Here is a 19,782-nt window from a genome sequence, read left to right on the forward strand (position 1 = left end):
GATATTCTCGGCCGGCGAGTAAAAATCCGAATTACCCCTCCGGCGCGTTGATAAAAAAGCCGAGGTTATCGACTCTCTCGTCTATCACATTCACGCACCGACAAAGCGAGATCGAACAATGAAAAACCTTTTGTCCAAATTTTTCCGCGTTGCCCTGGAGGGCGCCACGACTGACGGCCGCGAGATAACTCGCGAATGGATCGAGCAAATGTCTGCAAGCTATGACCGCACAAAATACGGCGCGCGGATCTGGCTCGAACACTTCCGCGGCATTTTGCCCGACTCGCCGTTCGCCGCCCTGGGCGACGTTTACGCGCTGGAGTCGCGAGTCGAACCTGACGGCAAGCTCGGCTTGTATGCGCAAATTGTCCCGACCGCCGGGCTTGTTGCGATGAATCAGGCAAAACAAAAAATTTATACCTCGATCGAGGTCGACGATAATTTCGCCGAATCCGGGCAAGCGTACCTGGTCGGCCTGGGCGTTACTGATTCGCCGGCCTCGCTCGGAACTGAGGCGCTACAATTTAGCGCCGCGGCAAAAGCGCCGATTTTTGCCGAACGCAAACAGAAGCCGACGAACCTGTTTTCGTCCGCCGTCGAGATTGCGCTCGAGTTTGACGAGGTTTCCGACCCGGAGCCGTCCATTTTTACCAAGGTTAAAAACCTGCTGTCGGCGCAAAGCTCCGACCACGCCGAGCGCTTTGGCGCTATCGAAAAGAGTGTCGCAGCAATCGCCGAGGCGCACGCCTCGACAAGCGAGAAAAATGCCTCGTTTGCTGCCGCGGTCGCCGAGCTGCAAAAGCAGGTTAAAGCCAGCGCCGACCAGTATTCGGAACTATTGAGCAACTTTAACTCGTTAAAGGCGGCGCTCGAAAACACACCGGCAAACCACGCCCAGCGCCCGCCCATTACCGGCGGCGACGGGCATGTGCGCGCCGAATATTAATCCAGCGGCAATTATTGAACAGTTACGGAGACGGACCAATGCTCGAATTTACCCGCCAGCAATACAACCAATTTCTCGCCGATCAGGCGCAAAACAACGGCATAGTCGACGCGACCAAAAAGTTTGCCGCGACCCCGAGCGTCGAGCAGAAGCTCGAGACGCGGATCCAGCAAAGCGCGGGATTTTTGAAGCGCGTTAACTTTATCGGCGTTAATGACCAGTCAGGGCAAAAAGTCGGGCTGTCTATCGGCTCGACCATTGCTGGCCGCACCGACACAGACACCACAGACCGCGCGACGCAGGATCCGAGCTCGCTCGATCCGAACCAATACGATTGCAAGCAAACGAACTTCGATACACATGTAAAATACGCACTCCTCGACGCCTGGGCGAAATTCCCCGATTTTCAAATCCGGCTCCGCGATGCGCAAATGCTGCAGCAAGCGCGCGACCGGATTATGATCGGCTTTAATGGCACGAGCGCGGCCGTGCAGACCAACCGCGTCACCAATCCGCTACTCCAGGATGTTAACGTCGGCTGGGTCGCCAAGCTGCAAGCCGAGGCTCCCGCGCGTTACCTGACCGAAGGCGGCAAGGCTGCCGGCGAGATCCGCGTCGGCGCGGGTAATGGCACGACACTCCTACCCGATTACACCAACCTCGACGCCCTGGTTTACGATATGCGCTCGAGCTTGCTCGATCCGTGGCACGCGCGGGACAATACTTTCGTCGCGATCTGCTCGTCCGACCTGGTCGACGAAAAATATTTCCCGATGATCGAAACGTTTGCCGAGACACCAACCGAAGCCAATGCGCTCGATTTGATGGTCTCGCACAAAAAGCTCGGCGGAGTCATGGTCGCCGAGGCGCCGTTTTTCCCGGCAAGAACGATCATGATAACGCGTCTCGGCGAGAACGATTCGTCGAACCTGTCTATCTACTACCAGAACGGCAAGCGTCGATTGATGTATATCGACAACCCCAAGCGCGACCGAATCGAAACCTATGAAAGCGCAAACGAGGCCTATGTTATCGAGGATCTCGGCGCGTGCTGCGTGGCGGTTAATATCAAGATCTGGGACGGTACCGCCTTTAACTAATGCCGAACACGCCAGCAAAGCAGCACTTTAACAACACGGCCGGAACAGCTCCGGCCGGCGTTGTTAATTCTGTCGTCACGCCCGCGCGCAACCCGCGCGCCGGCGAGCTGGGTCGGTTTGTTGTGGCGCTAATCATTTTTATTGCCGGACTTGTCGTCGGGCTATTTGTGAAATAAGGGGGCATAAATGCCGAACACGCCAGCGAAAAAGCACTTTGAACGGACGACCGCCGAACAGCAAAACAAGGAGGTCGCCGAACACGGCCGCACCCGCGCCAATGCGTCGCTCTATGAGCTGCAGCTCTTGAAAATTGCCCAGCATCGCGGCGAGCTGCGCGCCATTAAAAGCCAGGAAAAGAAAGCCGAGCGAAAGCGTGATTTTATCGACACCTATCGCGACTATATCGACGGCGTGATCGCCTCCGATACCGGCACCGAGGACGAGGTCGTAATGACTGTTTTTGTCTGGATGATCGACGCCGGCATGATTGTCGACGCCGTGCGCCTGGCCGAGTATGCGCTAAAACATAATTTGCCAATGCCGGACAAATTCCGCCGCGATTGCGCGACCGTGCTCGCCGAGGAGATCGCCGACCATGTCTTGCGATCAAAAAATGATTTTCCGGATGTTGCGCTATTGCTCCAGGTTAAGACACTAACCGACGAGCGCGACATGCACGACCAAGTCAGGGCGAAGCTCTTTAAAGCTATCGGCGTCGCCTTTGATGCGCTCGGTAATTTTGCCGAGGCGGGCAACTATTACCGCCGGGCGCTTGAGCTGGATCCGAAAGGATCCGGCGTTAAAAAAATGATAGAGCGCGCCGACCGCGAAGCCGAGAAAGCCGGCCAGCTCGCTCGATAGTGTTGCACCCCCAGCGACGGGCATACCGGCGCGGCAGCGATCAAAAATCAAACCCGCGCCGGCTATGCTTTTAAGGTGAGACAATGCCTAACATTTTTGCGCCGACTGCCGACCCGAACAACACAAGCGACCAAGCGGTCGCAAACAACGGCTTTTTTCCTGACCAAACCGTCGCCGCGTTTAAAGCGTCGACGCGCACCGTCGACACGGTCACCGATCAGCGCGTCGTCGATGCGCTGAGCCAATCAATAATCGAAACAAACCGCGCGCTCGCCGACTGGCAAGCCGCGCACGAGCTTCTAGGCATTACTCGGCTCGCCGATGTTGACTCCGGCGTAATAAATGGCGAGTCGGAGCTTGTTATTTCTTATCGCGCCGCGGTATTCGCGCGCGCCAAGGCATTAATAATCGACAAACTGCGCGACATTGACACAAGCCGCGAAGGCGATGCACGCGCCAATGAATACGAGAACACCCGCGACGGCTACTTGCGCGAAGCAATTAAAAATGTGCTCGCCATTATGGGCCGCCAAACGTTAACGGTAGAGTTAATTTAAATGATCGTAACCGCACAACAAGGCGACACCGTCGAGCGGATTTGTGATCGCTATCTCGGCACAACCGCCGGCATTACCGAGGAGGTTTTGCGCACAAACCCGGGCGTCGCCGCCCTGGGGCCGGTACTGCCACGAGGCACGCGACTCGAGATCCCGAGCGCGCCGCCGGCGAGGGAAAAAAAGGTAGTTAATTTATGGGACTGAAAATCATGAGCGAAACACCCCGCCCCGGCGCTTTCGAGCGGCATGTGCAAACGATCGCGGTAACTATGATCGCCGGGCTTTTGTACTGGGTCGGCGAATCCATTAACGACGCCGGCAAAGAAATTATTTTATTAAAAGAGCGCGTCGCCGTGCTGAGCGAGAAGCTCGCCGAAGTGAGCACAATGTCGAGCTCGATTGTTGCCATGCAAAGGCGCGTCGACGAGATCGACTTTCGGCTAAAAGTGGTCGAAGGCCGCCCGCGTAAGGCCTCGCCCTGGATCAACAAACGCACCGAAGGGGGCGAAGAATGAGCGCGATTAGGGATTCCGCAATTAATCACGTTATCGAGATCGAGGGCGGCTATGTCAACAACCCGAACGACTCCGGCGGCGAGACGTGCTGGGGCATTACCCGCGCCGTCGCCATTGCAAACGGCTATACCGGAGCAATGCAGTCGCTACCGCGCGACCTGGCGTTTCGAATTTATGTCGACAAATACTGGGCCGCGCTTCGCCTCGATGAGATCGAGCGCGAGGCTCCACTTGTCGCCGCCGAGCTCGTCGACTCCGCGATTAATGCCGGCACCGTGCGCGCCGGATCCTGGCTGCAGCGATCGCTAAACGTGCTCAACAATCGCGGCGCGCTGTATGCCGACATTGTTGCCGACGGCAAGATCGGCGACAAAACGCTCGCCGCCTTTGTCGCGCTACTTGATGCCAGGGGGCAAGCCGGCGCCGACGTGCTGTTTAAAATGCTGAACGCTTTGCAGGGCGCGTTTTACATCGAGCTCGCCGAGCGCCGGGAAAAGGACGAGACCTTTGTTTTTGGCTGGTTTAAATGGAGGGTTAAGTAATGGCGTTTAACTGGAAAGAATTACTCGGCGCCGTTGCGCCAACACTCGGCGCCTCGCTCGGCGGGCCCGTCGGCGCGCTTGCCGGCAAGTTAATCGCGCAAGTTGCCACCGGCGACGAAAACGCCGACGAGAAACAGGTCGAGCAAGCGCTTAAACATGCGTCGCCCGAATTGCTGGCAGGACTCAAAAAAGCCGACCAAGATTTTAAAAAACGCATGGCCGAGCTCGACATTGATCTCGAGCGTATTAATGCCGGCGATCGTGACTCAGCGCGCGCGATGCAAAAAGAAAACAAAAGCCGCATCGTGCCGGTTTTGGCGACGCTGACGGTAACGGGATTTTTTGTTGTTGTATTCTGGATCCTAAACGGCAAGATCAGCGCCGACTCGACGCTCGCCGGTTTTGTACTCGGCCAGGTATCCGCCAAGGCCGAGCAGGTCTATAACTTCTTTTTCGGATCCAGCGCCGGCAGCAAACAAAAAACCGACGCGCTCGCAAAATTGAACAATGCAAAAACTTAAATCGCTCCGCGAGCATATCCTCTCAATCCCTGGCGAGATCGAGCTCGATGCGGGCAACCTTATTACTCAGGCGCGCGCCGGATCCCTAATCTCTCTCGCCGACGGGACAAATAATCATTTTCGATGGCAGTACCGCGCGACGATTATCATTACTGACTTTGTCGGCGACTTTGACAAGCTGAGCTTTTGGGTGTTGTCCTGGTTAAAACAAAACCAGCCGGACCACAAACAAGAGGCCGGCCGTTTTGAGGCCGACATTATCGACGCGCACAAGAGCGACATAGAGCTCGAGCTTGATCTCGAGGAAACGGTCCAGGTAGAACAAACCGTCGACGGGATCCGGTTAATTCATATCGGCGAGCCCAATGTCGAGCCGGTTATATTAAGCGCGGATCAGTGGTCGCTCTACATTGAGCCGGGAGACGGCAGCCCCGTCGCGATCTGGTAGGTATGGACGCCGTCGACCAGTTAACGGCCTGGCTCTCGCCGACACTCGCCAGGCTCAAGCCCGCCGCCCGCGCGAAGCTATTGCGCCACATTGCGACCGGGATCCGGCGCCGAAACATGGACAGGATCCGCGCACAAAAATCGCCGGACGGCGCCAGCTGGCCGGCACGCAAACAACGACCCGCCCGCCGCCACGGCATAAAGCAGAAAAAACAAATGTTTTTAAAGCTGCGCCAGGCGCGACACTTTCGAATTAACAAAACACCCGAAGGCCTGGCGATCGGTTTTTTTGGTCGAGTGGCGCGCATTGCTCGCGCACACCACGAGGGGCAATTTGATCGCGTATCACCCGACGGGCCGTTTTATCAATACCCCAGGCGCGAGCTAATCGGCTTTAGTGCCGACGATATGCGCTGGATCGAGCAAGCCGTCGCCCAGTTTCTAAGCGAGTAAATCCACGCGTTACCGACCCGGCAAGCATCGGCCACGCCCGCGCTAAATCATAATGCCAGGCATGAACGAGCCAAACACTCTCGAGCTACTCCAGCGAATCGAAAACATATTGCGCCCCGGCGTTATTGCTGAGGTCGATCATAATGCCGCGCGCGCACGCGTGAATTATGGCGAGAACCCGGACGGCACGCCGGCCGCCTCCGCCTGGCTGCCCTGGTTTGCTCGCGCCGGCAACGATTCGACATGGTTTCCGCCTGAAGTCGGCGAGCAGGTTTTTATATTATCGCCTGGCGGCGAGCTCGCGCTCGGCGTGATTTTGTGCGGCCTATATCAAGACGCCAAACCCGCGCCGAGCACCGGCGCCGACATTCGCCTCGTTAAATTTTCAGACGGAAGCTTTGTCGAGTACGATCGCGCCGCCCACAAAATGACGGCAAGCATTACCGGCGGCGACCTGGTTGCCAATGCGACCGGCAATATCGTCGCCGATGCCGGCGGCAATATCGACGCCACCGCCGGCGCCGACATTAACGCCAGCGCGACCGGCGCCGTCAACGTCACCGGCGCACAAATAAACCTGAATAACGGATCGCCGGTCGTGACTTGCGGGAATATTTGCGCATTTCTCGGCACCAATCACCCGCACGGATCCGCAACCGTTAACGCCGAGGCTTAATTATGGCAATGAATCACGCCACGCTAACCGCCGAGATCCTCGCCGCCCTCAATGGCGCCGGCTTTAACACAGCAAACCCTTATTCCAGGCTCGACGACTTTGTCGCGATTGTTGTCGAAAAAACAATCGCGCACATACAGACAACGGCCGAGATCCAGACCACGGCGGGCGCGCCGGACGGCGAGCATACGGGAATTATTACTTAATGAAAGGCATGAACGAACACACCGGCCGCGCGGTATCCGGTCTCGATCACTTGAGGCAATCGATAAAGCGATTATTTTCGACGCCGATCCGCTCGCGGGTTATGCGTCGCGATTACGGCGCCAATATTTTCGGCTTGATCGATCATCCAGGCAACGAGCTCGGCCTTGCCAAAATGCGCGCCGCCGGAATTATCGCGCTTGTCCGGCACGAGCAACGCATTATCCCGACGCGCTTGCAGATCTACGCCGGCGACGAGCCCGGCCGATTTGTTGCGGATCTGGCCGGCGTCGCGGTATCCGGAATCGATGAAATTGCACCAGGCGAGTCGATTGCCTTGCAAGTGTCGTTTGAGGTGTAGCCATGCCCATAGATTACCAAGCGCTCGCGCCCGCCCCTGTTATCGCCGAGATCGATTATCAGACCGAGCTCGATCAGATGAAAGCCGAGCTCGTTACAAAAGACGGCACACTCGCCGAGGTCCTGGACAATCCCGCCGAACCGCTAACCATGTTGTTAGAGGTTGCGGCATATCGACTCATGATTAAAAGCCAGGAGCTTAACGACCGCGCCCAGGGCTTGTTATTGGCCTATGCCACCGGCGCGGATCTCGATCATATTGGAATTACTTATTTTCGCACCCAGCGCCTTGTAATTGATGCCGGCGACCCGCTCGCCGTGCCGCCGGCCGGGCCAACCTATGAGACCGACGACGATTATCGCGCACGCTGCGCCATTGCTGAGGACGCGTTTAGTACGGCCGGACCGAGGGCAGCGTATGTTTATTTTGCAAAGTCGGCGAGCGGCGAGGTTAAAGACGTCGGCGCCATATCGCCGAGCCCGTCAAATGTTACCGTCGCCGTTTTATCTCACACCGGCGACGGCACCGCCTCTAGCGCTTTATTGCAAGCCGTAACCGATGCGCTCGACGATTCTCGCCGGCCGATGACTGACAATTTAACAATACAATCGGCAACGATAAAAAGTTACACAATCAACGCCACAATAAAAACCTATCCGGGATACAACCGCGAAGTCGTGCGCCAGGCCTCCGAGGCTGCCGGCGTTGCGTTTGGCAGCAATAACCACAAGCTCGGGCTCGACATTGTGCTCGTCCAGCTCACAAAAGCGCTCGCCGTGCCTGGCGTGATGGATATCACGCTAAACAACACGATCGCCGGCGACATAGTGTCGAACATTGTTAACAACGACACCGAAGCGGCCTATTGCGCCGGCGTTACTGTCGCGCTCGGGGCGGTCGATGAATAAGCTCACGCCGCCCAACGCGACCGCGCTCGAGAACAATGTCGACGAGACTTTGTCTCGTATCGGCAATATTAATCTAACCAATGTTGGCAAGCTCTGGAATCCGGATACATGCCCCGAGCCATTGCTCCCGTTTTTAGCCTGGGCCGAGTCCGTGCCGGAATGGTCTAGCGACTGGCCGATCGCCGTCCAGCGCGCCGCGATTAAAGTCCGGCGCAAAGTCCGGCGCACCCGCGGCACAAAAAAAGCCGTCGTCGATTCGATTAACGCGTTTGGCGGAGCCGTTGTCATTGCTGAGTGGTTTGAGCAGTCACCGCCCGGCGACCCGCGGACGTTTAACGTAATACTTGCGGCCAACGACAGTTACGTCGACGAAGGCTTGCAGGACGCAATGAAAAACACCATCGACGAAGTGAAACCGCTCAGCGCGCACTATGTTCTCGGCGTCGGCTTGTCTGCCGTCGCAGCGGTCGGCGTCACCGGCGGCGCGCTTGCGGTTAATTATGCGCGTATAGAGCTAGAGGGATAATACTATGCCAGCCTTGCAACTGATAATCACCGACGCCGGCCGCGGCGCGATTGCTGACGAAACGGCAAGCGCGACGCTGCCGGTAACCATTACCGAGGCCGCGCTCGGCTCCGGGAAGTGGTCACCCGACGCAACCGCGACCGCTCTCGCCGCGGAGATCAAGCGCATAAGCGCGACCGATATCGGCGCGATCGCCATTGCCGATGATGCGTTTCACGTTACCATCACCGACACGAGCGCCGATATCTACTCGCTTGGCGAGATCGGGTTATACACCGACACAGGAATTTTATTTGCTATTTATTCCAGCCCGGCCGGCATTACTGACAAGGCCACGAGCGCCTGGCTTATGCTTGCCGCCGACGTTGTCTTTACGTCAGTAACGCCGGGATCGATCACCATTACCGGCGCCGGCTTTGTTAACCCGCCAGCGACCGAAACCGTCGCCGGCGTGCTCAGTCTTGCCACGACTGCCGAGGCCGTTGCCGGCGCGCTAACAAATAAAGGCGTTACACCGGCGACACTGGCAGCGGTGCTGGCCTTTTTTGGCAAACTGGCCAGCGCTAACACATGGACCGGGGAAAACATATTCAATGGCGGCATAACCGTTGATGGCGTGGCGCAAGACATCAGGCAAGATGAAGGCAGGTACGGCACCGCCGCCTTTAGAATTCAGCCAAAGTCCGGCAATAATAACGGGGTGCTGACCGCGATGCCAAGCGGGTCCGCTACTGCGTCACTTTTTGGCTTATACAATAGCTCAGACCCGGTGAATACTTCGCGCCTGAATATCAGCCTGACTGGCAACGTGTTTGACATCAATGCCGCTACGTTTGGAACGGGCACGCCAATCACCAGCTTTAACCTTCAGGGCAGCAAAATCTGGACTGCTGGCAATGATGGCGCAGGCTCCGGCCTTGATGCCGACTTGCTGGATGGCGTACAGGGCGCAGGCTATGTAAGAACAGATGGCAGCAACGCCATTTCCGGGACGCTGCGCATAGAATCAAATGCGCCGGTTTTTTCCTTTAAAGAGCTAGATGCCTTGTTGGATAATAAATATTGGCGCTTTGTTGCTGATGGCTCTAATTTTACGCTGCGCGCCTATAATGACGCATTGTCCTCGTATGGCGTCGCGTTCTCTATATCCAGAACGGGTACCACAGTAAATTCCCTCAATGTTCAGGCCACATACTTAAATCACAATGGGGATAAGGTCTGGACCGCTGGCAACGATGGCGCAGGCTCCGGCCTCGATGCCGACACCTGGCAAGGATTCAGCCCTTCACAATTTTTGCGCGCCGACGCAGGCGACACCAAAACAGCCGGAAACTTGAATTTTGCTGACGGGGTTTTAGCTGTTTTTGGTGCAAGCAATGATTTAAAGATTCAACATAACGGCGTCCATTCATATATACAGAAAGGCGGAATAGGCCATTTCTATATTGATGCAACACTAGCAACAAACAATATTTATCTTCGCGGACAACAAGACGGGGTAGGCCTGCAACAAGCCGTTGATGTTATATCGGGGTCCAGCGTCTATGCAAACTTGCGGCATAACAATCAAATCAAACTCCAGACTAAATCAACCGGCGTGGCTGTCACTGGCACGCTTGAGGCTGGCAACGTAACGATTTCCGGCAATCAAGTCTGGCACGCTGGCAATGATGGCGACGGCTCCGGCCTCGATGCCGACAAACTGAACGGGCGCAAGATCAGCGTCCAAGCGACGGAACCAGTTGGCGCAACTGCCGGCGACTTGTGGGTATGGTGACGCATGTTTGGGCGACATAACGGCACAGCGTTTCAAAGCGCGCAAACACTCAAGCGCCACGACGGCGCGGGGTTTGTTGATGTTAATTACGTCGGCCGACACGACGGCGCCGGGTTTAAACAAGCCTGGCCCGTTGTCGCCGTGGCGGATACCTCGGCAAATGGGTACTCGCTCGCCGCCGGCACGGCATACGCCGAGATCGGCTTGTTGGCCGACGGCCGCATATATAGAAACGCCCAGGGCGTGATTACTTACCCCGGCAACTGGATCGATCCCGTTACGCGCGCCAGCGGCACTTATTCAGTCTATGGCGCGATACGCGGCGGCACGCATGAGGTCATCACCGGGCCGATTAACTCATGGCACGCCCTGAGCGCCTCGGCAGTCTGGCGAATAGCAACCGCCGGCCCAGGCTTAACGGACATTACATCGATTATCGATATCCAGATTCGCAACAACACGACACTCGAGATCCTGGATACCGCCGCGCTGACAATCCGCGCCACTTTTGATCCGAACACGGGCTAGACCGGCCGGTAAATGCGCGAGTTACCTCGCCGGCGCGTTGCGGCGATCCGCAAACTGCCCGAGGCTTGGGAGCAATTACACGCACACATCAAGGAGCGCTAGTCATGCCCGGCTATCATCACGGCGTAAGAACGATTGAGAACACCGAGGGCGCCCGCCCGATTCGCACTGTTAACTCCGGCGTTATTGGCGTCGTTATTACTGCGCCGAAAGGCCCGGTTAACACGCCGGTTTTGATTGCCGGCGACCGCACCAAGGCGGCGGCAACGTTCGGCAAGGGCATCGGCACCGCCGGCCAGGTATTCGACGCCATTTTTAAACAAATCGGCGCGATGATTGTTGCCGTTAACGTGCTGGATCCAGCCACGCATAAAACCGCGGTCGCCGCCGCCGAGTACACGTTCGACGCCGTGACCAACTCGCTCGAAGTGGTCGACGACTATATTTATAACGTCGTCGTAAAATCAGCCGATAACGTGACAACCTACATCGCCGGCACCGACTACACCGTCGACAGCGATACCGGCGTTATTACCCGCGTTGACTCCGGCGCCATTGGCGCCGGCGCGGCGGTAAATGTTAACTATGACATCCCCGACGCGGCGGCCGTGACCGACGCCGATGTTATTGGCGAGGTCCGCGTTGCGGACGGCGCTCATACTGGACTGCAAGCGCTACTGACCGCCAAGGCCTCGCTCGGAATCAAGCCGCGCATCCTCGGCGCGCCCGGCCTGGATAGTCAGATCGTCGCGACCGAGATCGTCGCTATTGCCGACCAGTTACGCGCCTCGGCCTATGCTTACGCCGCCGGCGCCGCGACCTCGGCCGCGGCGGTTACTTACCGCAACAACTTCGACTCGCGCCGTCTTATGGTGATCTGGCCGGACTGGGTCGGGCTTAATGCCGACACTGGCGTCGAGTCGAATCTGTATTCCGTTGCGTTTGCCCTGGGCGTTCGCGCCAAGATAGACAATGTGCTCGGCTGGCATAAGGTTATCTCGAACGTTCCGGTTAATGGTATTACCGGGATCTCGGCCGACGTTCCCTGGGATCTGCAGGATCCGAACACGATCGCCGGTTACCTCAACGCCAACGAGGTAACGACGTTAATCAATCAAAGCGGCTTCCGGTTTTGGGGCTCGCGCACATGCTCGAGCGATCCGCTCTATGCTTTCGAATCCGCCGCCCGTACCGCGGACATTCTCGCCGACACCATTGCCGACGCGCACTTGTGGGCAATCGACAAGCCGATCTCGAAAACGCTTATTAAAGATATTGTCGAGGGCGTTAATGCGAAGTTTCGCGAGCTGAAAGCCGGCGGCTATATTGTCGACGCGTTTGCCTGGCTGGATCCGGAAAAGAACACCGACGCCACGCTCGCGGCCGGCAATATAATCATAAGTTATGATTATACGCCGGTCCCGCCGCTCGAGGCGCTGGACTTTTACCAGACCATAACGACCGATTACCTCGCGCAACTGCGCGCCGCCTAAACTGGAGGTTTATCAATGGCACTTCCAAAGAAAGTTAAAAACTTTAATTTTTTCGTTGATGGCGAAGGCTACGCCGGCCGCGTGGCCGAGCTGACGCTCCCGAAGCTGGCGCGCAAGGTCGAGGAGTTTCGCGCCGGCGGCATGTCCGGCCCTGTTGACGTTGATATGGGGCAAGAGAAACTCGAGGCCGAGGCAACGTTCGCCGAGCACGCCGAGACCGTGCTTAAACAATACGGCGCCCCGGGCGTTGATGCGATCGGTATGCGCTTTCTCGGCTATGCCGAGAGCGACACCGCCGGCGCCAGTCATAACGCGATCGAGATTGTTATGCGCGGCCGCGTGAAAGAGCTCGACTTTGGCAGCAACAAGCCCGGCGACGACACGGCATTTAAGGCGAGTTTTAGCCTGTCATATTTCAAATACACACTAAACGGCGCCGACCTGGTCGAGATCGATGTAATTAACATGATCGAAAAAGTTAACGGCGTCGACCGGCTGCAAGAGCAGCGCGACGCGCTGGGCGTTTAACTCTCTATTTTTTTGAGGTGCAACAATGACGACAAAAACACCGCATTACTCGGACCCGGTCAAGCTCTCGCCCAAGATCACGCGCGGCAGCGACAAGGGCGATAACAAGGCGCAAAGGATAGACGCTGTACGCGTGCGCCGGCCCAGGTCCGGCGAGCTGCGCGGCCTGAGCCTGTCCGAGCTGTTAATCATGAACACCGACCAGATGTTAACACTGTTACCGCGCATTACTGAGCCGGCGCTGACTGAGCCCGAACTAAGCGACCTGGATCCGAGCTGTTTGCTCGACTTGTCTTTCGAGGTGCTGGATTTTTTAGGCTCGAAAAAGCTCTCCCCGAATCCGTAGCCGATGCAATGGCCGACATTGCTGTCGTGTTTCACTGGGGACCGGAGTATCTCGACGGGCTGGAGCTGGGCGAGTTAATGGACTGGCGAGAGCAGGCGGCCAAACGTGCCGCGCCGGACGACTAGCCGGTTTGTTTTTTGCCGGCAAGAGTAACGAGCAGCGCGATAACCGCCCAGGAGACGAGGAACGCCGGCGAATAACCAAACTCGACGGCGGCATACAAAAAGGCAACTACTCCGACAACGTATCGCATAAAACGAGTTTAGCATAATGTCATTGTCTCTTGCCCTGGTTTTATCTCTTGCCGACCGCGTATCCGGGCCGGCGGCGCGCATCGACAAGCGCACAAAATCGCTCGCCTCAACCATCAAGGCAACACAAACCGAAATCGCCGGACTCAAGCGCCAGGCCGGCGGCATTGAGCAATACAAGCGCCTCAGCGCCGCCCTGAGCGAGAACAATAGCAAGCTCGCCGCCTCGCGCGAGCGCGTGAAAGCGCTGCGGCGCGAATATGCCGAGGCCGCCAAGGCCGGCAAGCCACTCAACGCGCTTAAAAAGAAAATGGCGACGGCCGGCACAGCCGTCGCGCGACTGTCTGCCAATCAGCAAAAGCTCAGGCAATCGACACACGCGGCGCGGCTTGCGCTCAAGGCTCAGGGCGTCAACACCGGCCGGCTCGGCAAGGAATCCGAGCGCCTGGCGGCCAGCCTGGACAAGCTCAACCGGCGCGCCGCCGGGCTGGGTACATTGTCGGGCCGGCTGGATAGCTTGCGCGCCCTCGGCGGAAAGCTGGGCGCCGCGGCGGCGGCGACGCGAAAAGTCGTCGCAAGCGCGGCGATTGTTGGCGTTGCTGGGCTCTCGACGATCGGCGGGATCGCGGCCGTTCCTATGCGTACCGCCGCCGAGTTTGAGCGCTACGAAACCATTTTAACCACGATCGAAGGCTCGCAAGCCAAGGCTAAAAAAGCGATGGCCTGGGTCGGCGACTTTGCTGTTACGACGCCTTACCAGCTCGGCCAGGTAAACGACGCCTTTGTTAAGCTGCGCGCTTACGGCCTGGACCCGACCTCGGGGCTCATGAAAACGCTCGGCGATACGTCCGCGGCAATGGGCAAGCCACTCATGCAGTCAGTCGAGGCGATCGCCGACGCCGTCACCGGCGAAAATGAGCGATTAAAAGAGTTTGGCATTAAGGCGCGCACCTCGGGCGATTTAATAACCTACGAGTTTTCGGACAAGGCTGGGCGTTCGCGCGAAATGTCAGTCCGGAAAGGCGATCGCGCCATGATTCAGCGCACGCTCTCAACAATCTGGAATCAGAAATACTCGGGCGCAATGGATCGCCTCTCGAAAACCTGGGAGGGTATGCTTTCGAACGTTGCCGACCAATGGACCCGATTCCAGAAGTTAGTTATGGACTCGGGGCCATTCCAACGCCTGAAAGACTTGCTCCGCGGCGCGCTCGCACAGCTCGACGCAATGGCGAAAGATGGCCGGCTTAAACAATGGGCCGATACGGTCGGCGAAAAAATATTGAACTTAATCGACTTTGTGATTGATTTTTCGCGGGCAACGTATAGCACTTTCGAGGCGATCCGCCCCGGGCTCTCGCTGGCGGCGAACCTGGTCGGCGGCTGGGGCAACTTTGCCGCCGTGTTATTAACGGTCAAGTTTACGCCGATTATCGGCGCGCTAAAAATTCTCGGGTCGCTGGCGTTTAAACACCCGATTTTGGCGCTTGTGACACTTCTCGCCGGCGGGCTGTTGCTGTTAATTAAAAACTGGGATCAGGTTAGCGCCTGGCTCTCGGCCCTGCCCGAGCGCTTTGCCAATGCCGGGCGCATGATGATCGACGGACTGCGCGACGGGATCCGCGACAGACTGCAGGCGCTTAAAGATCAGATTCTCGCGCTCGGCGGCATGTTGCCGGCCTGGTTAAAAGACAAGCTCGGCATCCAGTCGCCGTCGCGCGTGTTTGCCGCCCTGGGCGCCAACGTTTCCGAGGGGCTCGCCGTCGGGATCCAGCAGCGCGCGCGCGTAGCAACCGACGCGATCGCCAAAGTCGGGCGACAACTGCCGAGAGCTTTGCCGCCGATTATTGCCGCCGGCGGCCTGGCGGCCGGGCCGGCGATGGCAGCAGCGCCCGCGGGCGGCGGCGTTGTTATCCATGCGACATTCCACATCACGCCGAGGCCGTCCGATGATCTGAACGCAATCCAGGCGGCAGTTACTCGCGCACTCGCCCAGGTACAGGCCGAGGCCGAGGCGCGCGTGCGTAGCCGATTAACTGACAGGGGGTAATGATGCTCGCGAGCCTGGGTTTATTTGTGTTTCAACTCTCGAGCGCGCCGTTTCATCAGCTGCAACGCTCAACCTCCTGGAGCTGGTCAAAGCAAACGCGCGTCGGTAAGCGCTCCGCGTTTCAGTTTGCCGGACCGGGTAGCGACGAGATCACGCTCTCGGGCACGCTCGCGCCGGCCATTACCGGCGGCCGTGCGTCGCTGGATGTATTGCGCACAATGGGCGACTCGGGGCTCGCCTGGCCGCTCGTCGACGGCGAGGGCTATATATACGGGCTATTTATTATCGCCGATATTAACGAAACACGAACCGAGCTTTTTGCCGATGGCGCCGCCCGCAAAATCGACTTTACGCTAAAGCTCGAGCGCGCGGACGACAGCACGATCGACAAGATCGGCGCACTGACCCGGATCGGCCTCGGGCTATGATTGGCGCGCCGGATTACCGTCTAAGCATTAACGGCGCCGACATTACGCCGGCGATCGAGGGCCGGCTGGTAAGCCTGGCAATAAACGACCGCAAGGGATTCGAGGCGGACGATTGCTCGATTGTTATCGACGATCACGACGGCCTTGTCGCCCTGCCCCGCCGCGGCGTCGAGCTGGAGATCTGGCTCGGCTACAAGGGCGAGCCGCTCATTAATAAGGGCGTGTTTATTGTTGACGAGGTCGGGCACCAGGGCCCGCCGGATCAAATCACAATCCGCGGCCGATCTGCCGACTTTCGCGCGGACTTGCTCGCACAAAAAACCCGCGCCTGGGATAACGTCACGCTCGGCGATGTCGTGCAAACCATCGCCGGCAAACACAAGCTCGAGCCCGGCATTGCCGACAACCTGGCCGGCGCCGTGATTAAGCACATAGACCAAACCGACGAAAGCGACGCGAATTTTTTAACCCGGCTCGGCGTCAGGTATGGCGCGATTGCTACGGTTAAAAATAAAACGCTGTTATTTATGCGCGCCGGCGATGGCAAAACCAAAACAGGCCAGGACTTGCCAACGATCATTATTAATCGCAGCGACGGCGACGCTTATAACTTTGTCGATCCGGATCGCGAGAGCGCCTTTAGTGGCGTAACTGCGCGCTGGCTTAATTACGGAACCGGCCAGGTAAACCACACAACCGCCGGCGAGGCGGGCAAGGTAAAAGTAATTAAAAAAACCTTCGCCACCCAGGACGAGGCCAAGGCGGCGGCCGAGGCAGAATGGAAAGCGCTCGCGCGCGGGAGTAAGCGTTGCAAGATCACGACGGCGCGGGCAATGCTCGACATAATTCCCGAGAGCCCGATTAAGATGGTCGGCTTTAAAAGCGAGGTCGATGCGGTCGCCTGGATTGTTTCAGATGTGAGTCATAATTTAAGCGGCGCGCTCACCTCGTCGCTATCGCTGGAACTAATAAATAGTTAAATTTTGCAAAACTAAGGCGAGTAAACTATAAACACAATTTTTAAGCGGTGGCGTTGTATATTGTTATGCCTGAAATAATACCAATTAAAGCCGCCGCCCCTGTTAGCCGATACGCACAAAGAAAGGCAAACCGGATTTATGTAAACAAGGGCGGCATTATGACAAACGGCCTCGTCGACGACGTTCGGATCGCGCTCCGAACGCTTGAGCGCGAATCGGTCGAAAACACGGCGACATTAATTAACTCGCTGGCAGAAAAGCACCTTATAACGGCGCGGCGGCGGTTTTTGCAGGGCTTGGCGCTGGGCGGTTTGGCTGGCGTTGTTCTGACGCTGGGCGCGCTGGCGGCTTGGGTTTTGGTGAATTGCAAAACCTGCCTCGCGCTGATTTGATTACGATACTGCCTGGATTACCGCATCGAGGCCGACGCCGTCGGCGACGAGCTCCTCGTAACGATCATAAAGAACGATCACGATCTCCGCGATAGCTGCCGGGCCGGCTTTATGTCCCGAGCCTTTTAGCGCTGCCTCGACCGCCTCATATAACCGCCCGAACTTTTCCGGCTCAAAGTGTACGAGCTGGCTTTCGTCTTGCGTGCGCCCCAGCGCCGCCACAAGCTCGTCGAGCGCATCGCGCACCCTGGGCTCGGCCAGGCGATACCGACTTAATAGTGCGCGCTCCTGGTCGTTGTATTGCTCCAGTACGAGCAGGCGCTCGAGTGTTGCGAGCAGGCCGCGGCCGTCGGGCAATGTTTCCAGCAATCCGGGCGCGCCGTCGTGCGTCAGTAACTCCGGCGGGCCTAGCTCCCCGGTCGCAATGCCGGCGAGGATCTCGGCCGACGCCTGGCGCCAGCGCGTCGCGAGGCGGGACTCTCTCAGGACGGCAAAGGCCTCGGCACCGACTGGCGCAAATACATCGAGCGAGGTAAAGCGCCCTGACGTGTTGTCGTCGTAATGCTCAACCGCCGCCGCGCTCACGGCGACAACGACGCGCGCGCCGTCGGTTATGGCGTACACCGTCGCGAGCCGCGTGTCGACCCGCGCCAGAGTATGCGCGAGCTCGGCGTCGCTGAGCGAATCATTCACAAAATAGGGCGAGCCCTCGCCCAGTACAAGCCAGTCCAGGCGCACATTTTCGGCGCGATGGATCTTTTCCAGCGTCGGCGCGGTCGGCACCTTGCCGTCGAAAATCGTCGTAATTATCGCGTTTTTCAGCCCGATCGCCTTGCCCCAGGGGTGTTTTCGGCGACCTGCCAAAACTTTATTAATGCGCGATAAAAATTCTTTATTATGAATATCCATAATTTTCGGTTTTACTTTATGAAAATTTGTATTAATTTTTTTAACGCATGTTTTCACGGAGTTTAGCCGAATGTCAGTCAAAAAACCCTCCCCCAAATTGCAAAAGAAAGTGTCCGTAATGATCCGGCTCGAGGAGCCCGATTTTCTCGCGCTCGTCAGGCGGGCAAAAAGCAACGACCGCCGCGTCGGCCCCGAGGCGCTAAATATCGTTAAGGGCGAGCTCTCAAAACAGCCTAACCAATAAATCGATAAATCTCGACATGAGGTTTTAAAAAATGGCACACGCTCACAAATACCCGGCGCACTGGACCCCGGCCCAAACCGCCGCCGCGAATTTCGCGCGCGATTTTTCTTTCGACGGCAATACCGGCCCGAAAGCAATGGCGAAGGCGCTCCAAAAAGCCGTTAAACACCTAAACAACGAATTAAACGCCGACTACCCGCGCGCAAAGTTTGGGCTCGACGACGCCATAAAGGCCGAGCAGCTCGCCGGGATCGCGCCGATTTTGCACGCGCACGCGCTCATGGTGAGGCATATCTGTCTGCCCCTGCCCGACTACACCCTCGACGCCGATAACGCCGAAGTCGTTTTGCTGTTTTCACAATGGCAAGGCCGCAATGGTGCGACGTGCGAGGCAATACATCGCGCCTATTCTGACCGGCGCATAACCCGGAAAGAGTTAAACGAGATCGTCCATAAAGGGTATGCCGAGATCGCCGCATTTTTGCAGTTTCTCGATTATCTGACTGTTATCGCCGAATAGTCGCAACAAGGGGCGCGCATGAATCAATCAAAAATCGAGTCGCTTGTTGAGGTGACTTTTAACGTCTCGCTCGGCTTTGTTGTCTCGCTGGCTTTCTGGACGTGGTTTGTCGTGCCGGTTTACGAGCTCCCGGTTAAGCCGATGCAGAATCTCGAAATAACAGGCTTATTTACTGCGCTCGCAATCGCGCGCGGCTTTGTTGTGCGCCGGGTTTTTAACTCCGGCTTGCATCGCGCCGCCCGCAAGGTCGCGGCGCGTATTACGACAGGGGGTTAATCATGTCGGCTTTTTTGCGAAACGAAAAAGAGTTAATCGACGCCTCACGCGCGCTCGGCTCTATTTGCGAGTCAAATAGTAAATATACGGCCCTTCTCGCGATGAAAGTTTCCGAGCTTGGCAAGCCGGTCGAAGCGCTTACCGTCGGCGAGCTGGTCGCATTGCACGAGCAAACCGGCGCCGAGTTTAACTCGCGATCGACTCATTGCTCGGGCGCGGCGAGTTTAGCTTGAAATTATAACGGGGGCGTTTATGTCCATTCTCGATCATTTATCCGACACGGAATTAAAAAAGCATATCCGATTACTTGAGCGGCTCGCCAAAACTTCGCGGCCGGCAAAGTGTCGGCGCGTGCTGTCGGCGCTGGATCGCGCTCGCGAAACGCTATCGAGCAGAAACAAACAGCAATCACTCCATTTTTAACAGTCGGCGCGGGGCGTCGG

At 57.4% G+C, this 19,782-nt stretch carries 30 protein-coding genes; 29 read left to right on the forward strand and 1 reads right to left on the reverse strand.

The features are described 5' to 3' along the window. The first annotated feature begins 118 nt into the window (after positions 1-118). The 25 genes from OEZ10_08615 to OEZ10_08735 all read left to right on the forward strand — a co-directional run bounded on the left by OEZ10_08615 (position 119) and on the right by OEZ10_08735 (position 17,390). Positions 119-946 (forward strand): GPO family capsid scaffolding protein, encoded by an 828-nt coding sequence (locus OEZ10_08615; GenBank protein ID MDH5633045.1) that lies wholly within the window; start codon positions 119-121, stop codon positions 944-946. A gap of 38 nt (positions 947-984) precedes the next feature. Then, the gene (locus OEZ10_08620; GenBank protein ID MDH5633046.1) at positions 985-2,046 is read left to right on the forward strand and encodes a phage major capsid protein, P2 family; all 1,062 of its coding nucleotides are present in this window, start codon (positions 985-987) and stop codon (positions 2,044-2,046) included. Positions 2,047-2,232: 186 nt separating this feature from the next. After that, positions 2,233-2,907: a phage terminase small subunit gene (gene gpM / locus OEZ10_08625; protein ID MDH5633047.1), complete on the forward strand. Its 675-nt coding sequence runs from the start codon at positions 2,233-2,235 to the stop codon at positions 2,905-2,907. Between the two features lie 83 nt (positions 2,908-2,990). Next, the gene (locus OEZ10_08630; GenBank protein MDH5633048.1) at positions 2,991-3,464 is read left to right on the forward strand and encodes a head completion/stabilization protein; all 474 of its coding nucleotides are present in this window, start codon (positions 2,991-2,993) and stop codon (positions 3,462-3,464) included. Continuing rightward, positions 3,465-3,668 carry a tail protein X gene (locus tag OEZ10_08635; GenBank protein ID MDH5633049.1) on the forward strand — a complete coding sequence of 68 codons (204 nt, stop codon included), beginning with the start codon at positions 3,465-3,467 and terminating at the stop codon, positions 3,666-3,668. Beyond that, a complete protein-coding gene (locus OEZ10_08640) occupies positions 3,659-3,979 on the forward strand; it encodes a hypothetical protein (protein MDH5633050.1) in 321 nt (106 codons plus the stop codon). Before OEZ10_08635 ends, OEZ10_08640 begins: the two co-directional genes overlap by 10 nt. Continuing rightward, positions 3,976-4,521, forward strand: a complete 546-nt coding sequence (locus OEZ10_08645; protein ID MDH5633051.1) for a hypothetical protein — start codon at positions 3,976-3,978, stop codon at positions 4,519-4,521. The genes OEZ10_08640 and OEZ10_08645 overlap by 4 nt, the downstream gene beginning before the upstream one ends. Further along, on the forward strand, positions 4,521-5,042 hold the full coding sequence (locus tag OEZ10_08650) for a hypothetical protein (GenBank protein ID MDH5633052.1): 522 nt from the start codon (positions 4,521-4,523) through the stop codon (positions 5,040-5,042). The genes OEZ10_08645 and OEZ10_08650 overlap by 1 nt, the downstream gene beginning before the upstream one ends. Then, complete coding sequence (locus OEZ10_08655) at positions 5,029-5,490, forward strand: phage tail protein (protein MDH5633053.1); 462 nt, start codon at positions 5,029-5,031, stop codon at positions 5,488-5,490. The genes OEZ10_08650 and OEZ10_08655 overlap by 14 nt, the downstream gene beginning before the upstream one ends. A gap of 2 nt (positions 5,491-5,492) precedes the next feature. Beyond that, positions 5,493-5,942 (forward strand): phage virion morphogenesis protein, encoded by a 450-nt coding sequence (locus tag OEZ10_08660; GenBank protein ID MDH5633054.1) that lies wholly within the window; start codon positions 5,493-5,495, stop codon positions 5,940-5,942. A 61-nt stretch (positions 5,943-6,003) separates the two neighbouring features. Continuing rightward, a complete protein-coding gene (locus OEZ10_08665; protein ID MDH5633055.1) occupies positions 6,004-6,618 on the forward strand; it encodes a phage baseplate assembly protein V in 615 nt (204 codons plus the stop codon). Between the two features lie 2 nt (positions 6,619-6,620). Next, entirely contained in the window at positions 6,621-6,824 is a 204-nt protein-coding gene (locus OEZ10_08670; GenBank protein ID MDH5633056.1) for a hypothetical protein, read from the forward strand. Then, a complete protein-coding gene (locus tag OEZ10_08675) occupies positions 6,824-7,183 on the forward strand; it encodes a GPW/gp25 family protein (GenBank protein MDH5633057.1) in 360 nt (119 codons plus the stop codon). The genes OEZ10_08670 and OEZ10_08675 overlap by 1 nt, the downstream gene beginning before the upstream one ends. Positions 7,184-7,185: 2 nt before the next feature. Next, entirely contained in the window at positions 7,186-8,091 is a 906-nt protein-coding gene (locus tag OEZ10_08680; GenBank protein ID MDH5633058.1) for a baseplate J/gp47 family protein, read from the forward strand. Continuing rightward, positions 8,084-8,617: a phage tail protein I gene (locus OEZ10_08685; protein MDH5633059.1), complete on the forward strand. Its 534-nt coding sequence runs from the start codon at positions 8,084-8,086 to the stop codon at positions 8,615-8,617. Before OEZ10_08680 ends, OEZ10_08685 begins: the two co-directional genes overlap by 8 nt. A gap of 13 nt (positions 8,618-8,630) precedes the next feature. Further along, the gene (locus OEZ10_08690; protein ID MDH5633060.1) at positions 8,631-10,394 is read left to right on the forward strand and encodes a hypothetical protein; all 1,764 of its coding nucleotides are present in this window, start codon (positions 8,631-8,633) and stop codon (positions 10,392-10,394) included. A gap of 3 nt (positions 10,395-10,397) precedes the next feature. After that, on the forward strand, positions 10,398-10,922 hold the full coding sequence (locus OEZ10_08695) for a hypothetical protein (GenBank protein MDH5633061.1): 525 nt from the start codon (positions 10,398-10,400) through the stop codon (positions 10,920-10,922). Positions 10,923-11,026: 104 nt separating this feature from the next. After that, a complete protein-coding gene (locus OEZ10_08700; protein ID MDH5633062.1) occupies positions 11,027-12,415 on the forward strand; it encodes a phage tail sheath subtilisin-like domain-containing protein in 1,389 nt (462 codons plus the stop codon). A gap of 15 nt (positions 12,416-12,430) precedes the next feature. Then, positions 12,431-12,943: a phage major tail tube protein gene (locus tag OEZ10_08705; protein MDH5633063.1), complete on the forward strand. Its 513-nt coding sequence runs from the start codon at positions 12,431-12,433 to the stop codon at positions 12,941-12,943. Between the two features lie 25 nt (positions 12,944-12,968). Next, positions 12,969-13,289, forward strand: a complete 321-nt coding sequence (locus tag OEZ10_08710) for a phage tail assembly protein (GenBank protein MDH5633064.1) — start codon at positions 12,969-12,971, stop codon at positions 13,287-13,289. A gap of 8 nt (positions 13,290-13,297) precedes the next feature. Next, positions 13,298-13,414, forward strand: coding sequence for a GpE family phage tail protein (locus OEZ10_08715; protein MDH5633065.1), 117 nt, complete (start codon positions 13,298-13,300; stop codon positions 13,412-13,414). 145 nt (positions 13,415-13,559) lie between these two features. Then, positions 13,560-15,590 carry a tape measure protein gene (locus OEZ10_08720; protein ID MDH5633066.1) on the forward strand — a complete coding sequence of 677 codons (2,031 nt, stop codon included), beginning with the start codon at positions 13,560-13,562 and terminating at the stop codon, positions 15,588-15,590. Then, a complete protein-coding gene (locus tag OEZ10_08725; GenBank protein MDH5633067.1) occupies positions 15,590-16,018 on the forward strand; it encodes a phage tail protein in 429 nt (142 codons plus the stop codon). The genes OEZ10_08720 and OEZ10_08725 overlap by 1 nt, the downstream gene beginning before the upstream one ends. After that, positions 16,015-16,998, forward strand: a complete 984-nt coding sequence (locus OEZ10_08730) for a contractile injection system protein, VgrG/Pvc8 family (GenBank protein MDH5633068.1) — start codon at positions 16,015-16,017, stop codon at positions 16,996-16,998. The genes OEZ10_08725 and OEZ10_08730 overlap by 4 nt, the downstream gene beginning before the upstream one ends. Positions 16,999-17,063: 65 nt before the next feature. Beyond that, positions 17,064-17,390 carry a hypothetical protein gene (locus tag OEZ10_08735; protein MDH5633069.1) on the forward strand — a complete coding sequence of 109 codons (327 nt, stop codon included), beginning with the start codon at positions 17,064-17,066 and terminating at the stop codon, positions 17,388-17,390. On the opposite strand, the gene OEZ10_08740 is transcribed toward OEZ10_08735, so the two are convergent. After that, on the reverse strand, positions 17,391-18,356 hold the full coding sequence (locus tag OEZ10_08740) for a hypothetical protein (GenBank protein MDH5633070.1): 966 nt from the start codon (positions 18,354-18,356) through the stop codon (positions 17,391-17,393). It abuts the gene before it with no gap. A 13-nt stretch (positions 18,357-18,369) separates the two neighbouring features. On the opposite strand from OEZ10_08740, the gene OEZ10_08745 reads away from it, so the two are divergent. The 4 genes from OEZ10_08745 to OEZ10_08760 are packed head-to-tail and all read left to right on the forward strand — an operon-like array spanning position 18,370 to position 19,572. After that, complete coding sequence (locus tag OEZ10_08745) at positions 18,370-18,543, forward strand: hypothetical protein (GenBank protein MDH5633071.1); 174 nt, start codon at positions 18,370-18,372, stop codon at positions 18,541-18,543. A gap of 31 nt (positions 18,544-18,574) precedes the next feature. After that, positions 18,575-19,063, forward strand: coding sequence for a hypothetical protein (locus OEZ10_08750; GenBank protein ID MDH5633072.1), 489 nt, complete (start codon positions 18,575-18,577; stop codon positions 19,061-19,063). 18 nt (positions 19,064-19,081) lie between these two features. Then, positions 19,082-19,339 carry a hypothetical protein gene (locus tag OEZ10_08755; GenBank protein MDH5633073.1) on the forward strand — a complete coding sequence of 86 codons (258 nt, stop codon included), beginning with the start codon at positions 19,082-19,084 and terminating at the stop codon, positions 19,337-19,339. 2 nt (positions 19,340-19,341) lie between these two features. Further along, positions 19,342-19,572: a hypothetical protein gene (locus OEZ10_08760; protein MDH5633074.1), complete on the forward strand. Its 231-nt coding sequence runs from the start codon at positions 19,342-19,344 to the stop codon at positions 19,570-19,572. Positions 19,573-19,782: the final 210 nt, after the last annotated feature.

The organism is Gammaproteobacteria bacterium, assembly GCA_029880545.1.
GTDB lineage: Bacteria > Pseudomonadota > Gammaproteobacteria > Acidiferrobacterales > SZUA-150 > JAOUOD01.